Origin of the sequence: Comamonas sp. B-9 (assembly GCF_000410635.1) — a bacterium.
Taxonomy (GTDB): Bacteria; Pseudomonadota; Gammaproteobacteria; order Burkholderiales; family Burkholderiaceae_C; genus Comamonas.
In genome coordinates, this window is the sequence record NZ_KE148645.1 from 4,484 (window position 1) to 4,748 (window position 265).

The 265-nt window shown below is 72.1% G+C and carries 1 pseudogene; it reads left to right on the forward strand.

The features are described from left to right. Positions 1 to 32: 32 nt before the first annotated feature. Positions 33 to 265, forward strand: a pseudogene (locus H928_RS31795) (iron dicitrate transport regulator FecR); the annotation flags it as partial.

Here is a 265-nt window from a genome sequence, read left to right on the forward strand (position 1 = left end):
ATGCCTCCCCAACGGCGCAAGATGAGGGATTTGTGCATACGCTGGAGGCCGGCCAGGCGCTGCAGTGGGCGGCGGGCGACCGCAGCCCCGAGCTGTCGCCGGCGGAGTCGGCCGCCTCCTGGCGCCATGGTGAGCTGGTGTTCAAGCATGCCACCCTGGGCCAGGCGCTGGAGCGGCTGGCGCGCTATGCGCCGTTTGCAATCGTGGCCACGCCCGATGCGGCGCGGCTGCCGCTCAGTGGCCGGGTGCGCATTGGCGAGGCCCA